The sequence below is a fragment of the Chryseobacterium sp. genome (assembly GCF_041914225.1).
Lineage (GTDB): Bacteria > Bacteroidota > Bacteroidia > Flavobacteriales > Weeksellaceae > Chryseobacterium.
Window position 1 is genome coordinate 25,831 of the sequence record NZ_JAYSDT010000043.1, and the last position, 8,069, is coordinate 33,899.

Consider the following 8,069-nt stretch of genomic DNA (forward strand, 5'->3'; position numbering starts at 1 on the left):
AAAAACAATCTTATAATTTATTTCCAAGTGTTTATAATAGGTTTTGGCTAAAGCCAATGGATTTTTTCATGATTTTTAAGACGGGCTAAAGCCCGCCTCTATTGAATATACTATGCGCAATCATCCGTGTCATTCGTGTAATCTGTGGGAGAAATGATAACTTTTGAGATTACATTAAAAAAATCCGTGTAATAAAAAAAATAAAAATCCCCCGTTTCAGCCAAAAATGACTCCATCATTTTTTTAACCGTAATAACATTAGTATTTTTGCAGCAAATTATTCACATGCAAAATTATTTAGAATTCAATTTCAAAATTTCTCCATTACAACCCTGGAATGAGATTTTAATGGCAGAGCTTATAGAAATAGGTTTTGACAGCTTTACAGAAGAAATTGACGGAATTTTAGGATATATCCAGACAGATTTGTTTAACGAGGATCAGTTGAAAGCCCTTCCGATCTTTGAAAACGAAAACGTAAAAATCGAATATTCTTTCGAAGAAATGCCGAATATCAACTGGAACGAAGAATGGGAAAAGAATTTCTCTCCCATCAATATTGATGATAAAGTATTGATCAGAGCAGAGTTCCACGAATCTGTACCGGGAATGCATGAAATTATTATCCAGCCTAAAATGTCTTTCGGAACGGGACATCACCCTACTACCCATCTGATGATCCAGCAGATGATGGATATTGATTTCAATGGTAAGAAAGTATTGGATATGGGATGCGGAACTTCCGTATTGGCCATTTATGCAAAACAGCAGGGCGCAGGAGATACAAAAGCTATTGATATCGACGAATGGTCAGTGGAAAACTCCAAAGAAAATGCGGTTAGAAACAATGTAGAACTGGATATTGAACAGGGAACTGCTGAAAACTTAGGGAAAGAGAATTATGATATTATCCTGGCCAATATCAACAGAAATATCCTTATTTCAGATATCCCAACTTATGTTTCAGTATTGAATGACGGAGGGAAATTATTGCTTTCAGGATTGTGTTTCTTTGATGTAGATGATATTCTGGAAGTATGCAGGGAAAGCGGACTTGAGCTGAAAAAACAGTTGCAGCGTGAAGAGTGGGTAAGTCTTCTGCTTCAAAAATAACACACAAAACAAAATACGGATATGAAAACGTTATGGACAGCTTTATTCTTACTGATGCTGCAGTTTTTTGCCGCTCAGGAAAATGAAGCATATGCAGATGGTATCTTTGGTTTCGAAGAAAATAAAACACAGAAGATCTTTACAGATTGGACCCGTGTAAGACTGGATCCGGGAGTGAATGGCCAGATTGTAGATTCACTTCAAACCAATCAGCAGGTAATGATTCTTAAAAAAGAAGAAGGCGTTCTGAAATTAGGAGAAAGAGCCGCGAACTGGTATAAAATATCTTACCAGAAAGGTGACAATACTTTGGAAGGATACGTCTGGGGAGGTAACCTTTGTGTAGGGTACCGTAACAAAAACGGATATGATTTCCTTTTCGGACTTTCCAAAACAATTGACAGGAAGAACAGAGAATTGAATGAGATCGAAAAACAGAACATTGCCGGAATAAAAGTGATGGAGGGAAATACACTCATTGATGAGGTGTATTTTGATACCGGAAAAGGAGAAGAGCTTAGCTCCGGATCTTTCAATATAGAAAGCAGCCACAAACTGCAGAATGTCGAATTCACCCTTAAAGTGGGAGTTTCTGGTGAAGCCTGTGGAATAGCCGGCTATGATCAGTATGTTCTTTTTAAAGATAAAAAACTGATTGCTCTTCCACAATTGATGAATGTGGGTGACGCCGGTGCTTTTTATCATAGTGAAGAATTTGTTTTCCCGAATGATAAAGGAGGGATGCCCAATGTATTTATCCTGAAAGTGGAAGATATGGAGGTAGATGAGAAAGACAGGGAAAAGAAAAAGCAATCTTCCAAAACCTATCTGTGGAACGGAAGCTCTTACAAACTGAAGTAATAGTATTTATTCTCAATACATGAAAACCGTTGTACTTACAGCGGTTTTCTTCTTTAATAAAGCTTTATGCCTTAAAATAGGTTTAAGCATAAAAAATAGGACTGGAACAAGCCAATCCTACTCAAAACATGATTAAGTGTATAGTTGAGCCATTAAAAGCTGCAAGGAATTAAAGTGCACAAAAAGATTTTTATTGATCCTTAACCAATGTTTTACATACTAATTAAGATAATCCAATGGCCTTTCGGTTATGTTTACACTGTAAAAGTAGTATGTACTGTTCTTTCAATGTGCAAAATTTCTGCTGATTCAGCGAAATAAGCCGTTGAAGCGGTATTTTAAACCAATGAAACGGATAAGATGATCTGTATGCTTTTATTCAAAAATTAAGAGTATTGTACCTGCGATGATCAATAGCGCTCCTATGGCTGTCTTTAACGTGAGGGATTCTCCGAGAAATACAACAGAAAGGACAATAGTCAGTGCTACGCTTAATTTATCTACAGGGGCAACCTGGGTCACCTTCCGATTTGCAGGGCTTTAAAATAAAATATCCATGAAAGTCCTGTTGCCACTCCGGAAACGGCAATATAGATAAGATTATGTCTGGAAAGTGCAGGGATTCCCTTGTATTCACTTCGTGCGAAGACAATTCCCCAGGCTACCAGTAAAATAATAACGCTTCTTATGGCTGTTGCCAGGTTTGAGTTAACTCCTGTGATTCCAATTTTGGCAAAAACTGCAGTCAAGGAAGCAAAAAAAGCTGAAAGAATTGCATATACCCACCACATATTTTAATGTTTTAAAAATTATTAATCAGTATTAAGTCTCTCCATTTTTTAATGATCGTCCTCGTATTCTTTACTTAAAGATAGCCAAAATAAGCAAAAGAAGATTGCATTTTCTTACTTACTGTATCCAGTCACTTGCCGCAGTAATATCAGCCTGTCTAGGGAATACTTTATTCATCAGTACGCGGTGTACCTCTTCGTCGCCATCTTTACAGCAATCTTCAATCACGGTAAGCTGATAATCTTTATCCGCAGCTTCTCTTAGGGTAGATAAAATAACGCCGCTGGTCGATACACCTGTCAGTACCAGATGCTGAATACCCAGTCCACGAAGGACCACTTCAAGATCACTTCCTGTAAAAGCACTGAATCTCCGTTTGGTCATAACAATATCATTTTCTTCAGGAGTGAGCTCCGGATGAATTGCTGCCCATTCTTTCATGTCAATATCTGCCATGCGGGGTTTTATGGCCGAAAAGGCTTTATTATTTGCACTGATCTCCGGCATTCCCTGTCTGAAGCTTACAGTAATATAAATGACAGGAATATTACGGTTTCTTGAGGTCCGGATAACCTCTTTGGTATTAGAGATCAATGCTGTTGTATCAGGTAATGTATTGACGATAGCCGATTGCATATCCATTACCAGCAATGCTTTGTTTGTTTTTTCCATTGTTATTATATTTTATTGATAAATTGTTCCTCGGATTCTTCCAGTAATTCTTCGTTGACAGATTTTGTTTTATTCTTCTTAAACAATAAGTTTCTGAAGACAACGGCAATTACAATTCCTGCAATCCCTTCCAGCAATAAGGTTCTGGGAGCGCCTATTTTCTCTGAAACAAACCCGATCAGTACACTTCCCAAAGGAAGCATTCCGAATATAGCAGTCAGCAGTATGCTTATTGCCCGGGAACGCATTTCCGGGATGACTTCAGATTGCACAATAATATTACAGGTGGTAAACTGTGCAACACCTCCCAATCCCGTTAGTGCAGCAAAGAACATGGACCAGTAGAAATTGGTGGCATATGAAAAAAGAATCAGCCCGATACTCAGGATAATTGTACTCAGGATAAGAATATTCCTCATGGATGCTCCTTTTTTTAACGAAGCCAGAAATACAGTGCCCAGAACAGCCCCGATTCCGATAAAACTTGATATATACCCGAATGTCTTGGCATCCCCTTTGAAAATTTCTTTAGCATAAACCGGAACTAAGGTGTCATAAGGTAAGATCAGTAAACCCGTAATGCTCAGCATAATGATCACCAGACTGATGGAAGGCTCTTTTTTCAGATATCTGAAACCTTCGGCCAGTTCAGTGAAAGTTCCTTTTTTAGTTGGCTTTTTGGAAACAATCTTTATTTTCATCAAAGAAATGGAAACCATTACTGCTGCAAAACTGGCTGCATTGATCAGAAAACAGGTACCTGCCCCGAATTTTTGCAGAATGATCCCGGATAGGGCAGGGCCTGCTAATTTTGCAATACTTGCCATAGCTGCACTCAGTGAAAGGGCGCTCGGAAGATCTTCATCATCCGTTACCACTTCATTGATCATCGCCTGACGTGCCGGAATATCATAAGCATTGATGATGCCCAGAAAAACACTTAATATGATAAAACTCCAGATATTCTGGTGTCCTGTCATGACCAGGAAAGCCAGTAAAGAAGCCTGGATTAATGATAAAATCTGGGTGATCTGTATGATTTTATACCGGTTATACCGATCGGCTGCTACCCCTCCGAATGCTGAAAATAGAAAAGACGGAAACTGTTCCGCAAAAATGGTCAGCCCCAGCATAAATGCAGATTGCGTCATGCTGTATACAACCCATACTACCGCTGTACGCTGCATCCATGTTCCAAATTGAGATACAGAACGCCCAAAAAAGTACAACGTATAATTCGTGCTTCTGAACGCCCGGAATGTACTGATATTACTTAATTTATTCATATTTTAAAATAAACTTTTTAACAAATAATGTAAAAATGTCAAAATTTGGATAAAAAATTTTAACTGATATGTTTAATAACCATAGAGGTCAGAGTAGTTACTGTATTATTCAGGTTTTCAAAATTATTTTTTAAACCCATTTCACGCCTGATCCCTCTGATGCTGCTCAGCAGGATAAAAATAATCGCTTCCTGTTCCTCAATAGTGACTGTTGGGATCTCGTTACTCTTAATACTGGCTGAAAATAAATTGAGCAGAAGATTTCTCTCTGCTTCCATCATCTGGTTATGGGCTCCGATAATATGCTTTGATCTTTCTTCATTGTCCATTCCTGCTTCTATTGCTCTGAAAAATGAAGACCTTTCTTCCGAAGTCTTTACTTTAGAAATACAAAACTCTTTGATTTTTTCTTCGAAAGTATTTCTTTTCTTCATATTGGCATCAATCTCAGCAATAACTTCTTTGATAAGATTGTCCAGAACAGCCTGGAAAACTTCCTCACGGTTTTTATAGTAATAATAAATAGACGTTCGGCTTTTACCAACAGCTTTGGAAATATCATCCATGGTCACTTTCTTCAGGCCATACTTCAGATACAGTCCTGAAGCGGTTTCCAGGATTTGCTGTGAAAGTTGGTCTTGTTCGGTTTGAGATGACATTTTTTTAAATATGGATACAAAAATACAACATTTTGACAAAAAAACAAATTTTGTCAAAATATTGTATTGCTGTAAGAATTAATCTTTATTTTTGATTTCTAAGGAGTATCCTTTACCGCATTATACATCATAGAATCTTTCTGTTGATTGGTATAATCGTATTTGTAATGATAAAATGAAGACTCCCAGTCACCATATCCTACATTTGGAATAATAATGAATTTTTTACCAAAATCATCCGCGGAACTCTTCACTGCTGCAGAACGTTCAGCTTCTGATTTATTATCAAACAGGCTGGAGAAGTCGGCAAGATTGTCGCCTAACAGTAAAACAATGTTATAATTTTTAGCAATGTCCTGTCTTCGGTTCTCTTTGCTGCTTTCTTTCGTACGAAGAATAAGATGGGAGTCATCTTGAAGAGGAAAATTGTATTTTTTCAGATTCTTTAATGTACCTGCACGTTCCTGCTCCTTACGGTTGGTCACATAAAAAACCTGAATACCTTTGCTTGCTACATACTGATAAAATTCCTGAGAACCGGTAAGAGGTGTTGCAATGCCTTTTGCTGTCCATTCTTCCCATGTTGCCTGATCATATCCTTTGCCTGTTTTTGAACGCTCAACTGCGTAATACGAATTGTCCAGGAAAGTTTCATCAATATCTGAAACAATAGCCAGCGGTTTTTCTGATTTCTTTGCCAGGGCCTCGTCTAAACGGAGTTTTGCAATATTGTAAGCCTGAAGGCATAAAGCTTCATATTCGGCTGCCCGCTGCTGATAAAATGCACCATATATTTTCCCGTGAAGTCCAAGATTCTGGTAAGGTGTATCTTGAATGGCAGCCTTTGAAACCGGAGCCGGAGCTTTGCACGATGTAGTCAGAACCAAAAGACTGCCTGCAATAATGAAGGTGAGATTTTTCATTGGATTAGAATAGAGTCAGACAAATTTATGACAATTTGATAGATTGACGAAATAGAAAGAAAGTCACGGTCAGCAATCGGGGAGTTTATATCTGGTAATGTGTATGGCTAAAGTAACTAAAAAAGGATGTGGATGAATGTATAATAATTATTAGATTTGAATATTGAATTTGAAAAAGACGAAAAATTTTGAAATGACTAACCTATTTGAAAATTACCTATACTCTACAGGAGAGCTGTCAGCAGATGAAATCAACTTTTCTTCGCAGTTTTTCAAACCGGTCAGCCTGAAAAAAGGTGATTTTTTTATTCATGAAGATGAAGTCTGCCGTTATATTGGGTTTATCGTTAGTGGCGCTGTAAAAGCATATGCTGTTGATAAAGAAGGAAAGGAAAATATTACCTGTTTCAAATTTGAAAATGAATTTGCCACCTCATTTCCGGAGTTTGTGGCACAGGAAAAATCCAGAAGGAGTATCAGAACTATAGAAGATAGTGTCATCTATAGAATCAGCTACCCAGACTATGGACATTTGATTGAGCAGGTTACTTCATGGAACGGAGTTATCAGATCCGTGATGGAGCAGGAGTATAATCAAAAGGAAAGTTATCTGCTGAATTATAATAATAAGTCAGCTTTGGATAAATACCATCATGTCCTTTTTAACGAACCAATGCTTGTACGACGCGTAAGCACACAGGATCTTGCATCTTATCTGGGCATTACACAACGATCGCTTACACGGGCAAAGGGACAGATTCATAAACCTAACGCATTATAGGACAAATGTCCTTATGCAGTCCTGATCATCACTGTAGATTTGCACAAAAAAATCTATGCTACGTCAAATTGCTCCCGAAGTGTTCCATATTCCACTGATGCCGCGAAACAGTATCAACAGTTATATTATCGAAGGTATATTGGTAGACGCAGGAATACGGAGCTCATATGCCACTGTAAAAAAAGCTATCGGGAAAATTCCCGTTTATCAACATATACTGACGCATGCGCATGCAGATCACCAGGGCTGCAGTGATCAGATATGTGCTGAATTCGGTATCCCTTTGCTATGTCATCCTAACGAAGTGTTAAGAACAGAAACAGGTATGGTAACAATCGACTACCCAGCGCCGCAACATTGGATAGCAAAGCTTCAGCAAAAATATTGGGCGGGTCAGGGACATAAAGTTGAAAAGACAGTCGTTGAAAATGACACCATAGGAAACTTCCGGGTAATAGAGACACCCGGACATTCGGCAGGCCATATTTCTTTATTTCGTGAGCAGGATGGGGTACTGATCATCGGCGATGCTTCAACAAATATGAACCTGCTTACTACAGCTGCCGGTCTGCACCTTCCGCCAAACATGTTCACTTCAGACCAGCAGCGAAATATAAAATCACTCCAAAAGTTAGCAGAACTGAACCCTTCCATTATCTGCTTCGGTCACGGGCCGGTCTTGCACAATAAAGACCGAAAGTTTGAGCGGTTTGTGGCTAAATGCAGTAAGGCAACTATTGAAAGATAGTTTGTGCTGTAATTTCAAGTGAAAATATGAATATCCAGGCCGCTTTATCTGCGGCTTTATCTTTTTTCAGATTAATCAGAACATTCCTTTGACTATCTGATTAAAATCGGGATGCTCTAATTTTCGCTGTAAATAATTTTGAGTGATAATAAAAAAGACTCACTGTTTACAGTAAGTCTTTTAAGTGAGCGCGAAAGGATTCGAACCTTTGACCGTCTGCTTAGAAGGCAGATG

Annotated in this window: 8 protein-coding genes and 1 pseudogene; 4 read left to right on the forward strand and 5 right to left on the reverse strand. The window is 38.3% G+C overall.

The features are described from left to right. Nucleotides 1-285: 285 nt before the first annotated feature. A complete protein-coding gene (gene prmA / locus ACE3RB_RS16075) occupies nucleotides 286-1,113 on the forward strand; it encodes a 50S ribosomal protein L11 methyltransferase (protein ID WP_374465137.1) in 828 nt (275 codons plus the stop codon). Between the two features lie 21 nt (nucleotides 1,114-1,134). Further along, nucleotides 1,135-1,974 carry an SH3 domain-containing protein gene (locus tag ACE3RB_RS16080; protein ID WP_374465138.1) on the forward strand — a complete coding sequence of 280 codons (840 nt, stop codon included), beginning with the start codon at nucleotides 1,135-1,137 and terminating at the stop codon, nucleotides 1,972-1,974. 375 nt (nucleotides 1,975-2,349) lie between these two features. On the opposite strand, the pseudogene ACE3RB_RS16085 reads toward ACE3RB_RS16080, so the two are convergent. The 5 genes and pseudogenes from ACE3RB_RS16085 to ACE3RB_RS16105 all read right to left on the reverse strand — a co-directional run bounded on the left by ACE3RB_RS16085 (nucleotide 2,350) and on the right by ACE3RB_RS16105 (nucleotide 6,306). Beyond that, nucleotides 2,350-2,765 (reverse strand): annotated as a pseudogene (locus ACE3RB_RS16085) (EamA family transporter). Between the two features lie 118 nt (nucleotides 2,766-2,883). Then, the gene (locus ACE3RB_RS16090) at nucleotides 2,884-3,438 is read right to left on the reverse strand and encodes a cysteine hydrolase family protein (protein WP_374465139.1); all 555 of its coding nucleotides are present in this window, start codon (nucleotides 3,436-3,438) and stop codon (nucleotides 2,884-2,886) included. A gap of 5 nt (nucleotides 3,439-3,443) precedes the next feature. Beyond that, nucleotides 3,444-4,724: an MFS transporter gene (locus ACE3RB_RS16095; RefSeq protein WP_374465140.1), complete on the reverse strand. Its 1,281-nt coding sequence runs from the start codon at nucleotides 4,722-4,724 to the stop codon at nucleotides 3,444-3,446. A gap of 59 nt (nucleotides 4,725-4,783) precedes the next feature. Beyond that, nucleotides 4,784-5,383 (reverse strand): TetR/AcrR family transcriptional regulator, encoded by a 600-nt coding sequence (locus tag ACE3RB_RS16100; RefSeq protein ID WP_374465141.1) that lies wholly within the window; start codon nucleotides 5,381-5,383, stop codon nucleotides 4,784-4,786. A 98-nt stretch (nucleotides 5,384-5,481) separates the two neighbouring features. Beyond that, nucleotides 5,482-6,306 (reverse strand): 5'-nucleotidase, lipoprotein e(P4) family, encoded by an 825-nt coding sequence (locus ACE3RB_RS16105; protein WP_374465142.1) that lies wholly within the window; start codon nucleotides 6,304-6,306, stop codon nucleotides 5,482-5,484. Between the two features lie 193 nt (nucleotides 6,307-6,499). On the opposite strand from ACE3RB_RS16105, the gene ACE3RB_RS16110 reads away from it, so the two are divergent. Beyond that, nucleotides 6,500-7,087 carry a Crp/Fnr family transcriptional regulator gene (locus ACE3RB_RS16110; RefSeq protein ID WP_374465143.1) on the forward strand — a complete coding sequence of 196 codons (588 nt, stop codon included), beginning with the start codon at nucleotides 6,500-6,502 and terminating at the stop codon, nucleotides 7,085-7,087. 55 nt (nucleotides 7,088-7,142) lie between these two features. Then, nucleotides 7,143-7,835: an MBL fold metallo-hydrolase gene (locus ACE3RB_RS16115; RefSeq protein WP_374465144.1), complete on the forward strand. Its 693-nt coding sequence runs from the start codon at nucleotides 7,143-7,145 to the stop codon at nucleotides 7,833-7,835. The last annotated feature ends 234 nt before the right edge of the window (nucleotides 7,836-8,069 follow it).

Excerpts from the sequence above, each read along its gene's own strand:
- prmA (WP_374465137.1), top strand. The coding sequence starts at position 286 with ATGCAAAATTATTTAGAATTCAATTTCAAAATTTCTCCATTACAACCC.
- ACE3RB_RS16080 (WP_374465138.1), top strand. The coding sequence starts at position 1,135 with ATGAAAACGTTATGGACAGCTTTATTCTTACTGATGCTGCAGTTTTTT.
- ACE3RB_RS16090 (WP_374465139.1), bottom strand. The coding sequence starts at position 3,438 with ATGGAAAAAACAAACAAAGCATTGCTGGTAATGGATATGCAATCGGCT.
- ACE3RB_RS16095 (WP_374465140.1), bottom strand. The coding sequence starts at position 4,724 with ATGAATAAATTAAGTAATATCAGTACATTCCGGGCGTTCAGAAGCACG.
- ACE3RB_RS16100 (WP_374465141.1), bottom strand. The coding sequence starts at position 5,383 with ATGTCATCTCAAACCGAACAAGACCAACTTTCACAGCAAATCCTGGAA.
- ACE3RB_RS16105 (WP_374465142.1), bottom strand. The coding sequence starts at position 6,306 with ATGAAAAATCTCACCTTCATTATTGCAGGCAGTCTTTTGGTTCTGACT.
- ACE3RB_RS16110 (WP_374465143.1), top strand. The coding sequence starts at position 6,500 with ATGACTAACCTATTTGAAAATTACCTATACTCTACAGGAGAGCTGTCA.
- ACE3RB_RS16115 (WP_374465144.1), top strand. The coding sequence starts at position 7,143 with ATGCTACGTCAAATTGCTCCCGAAGTGTTCCATATTCCACTGATGCCG.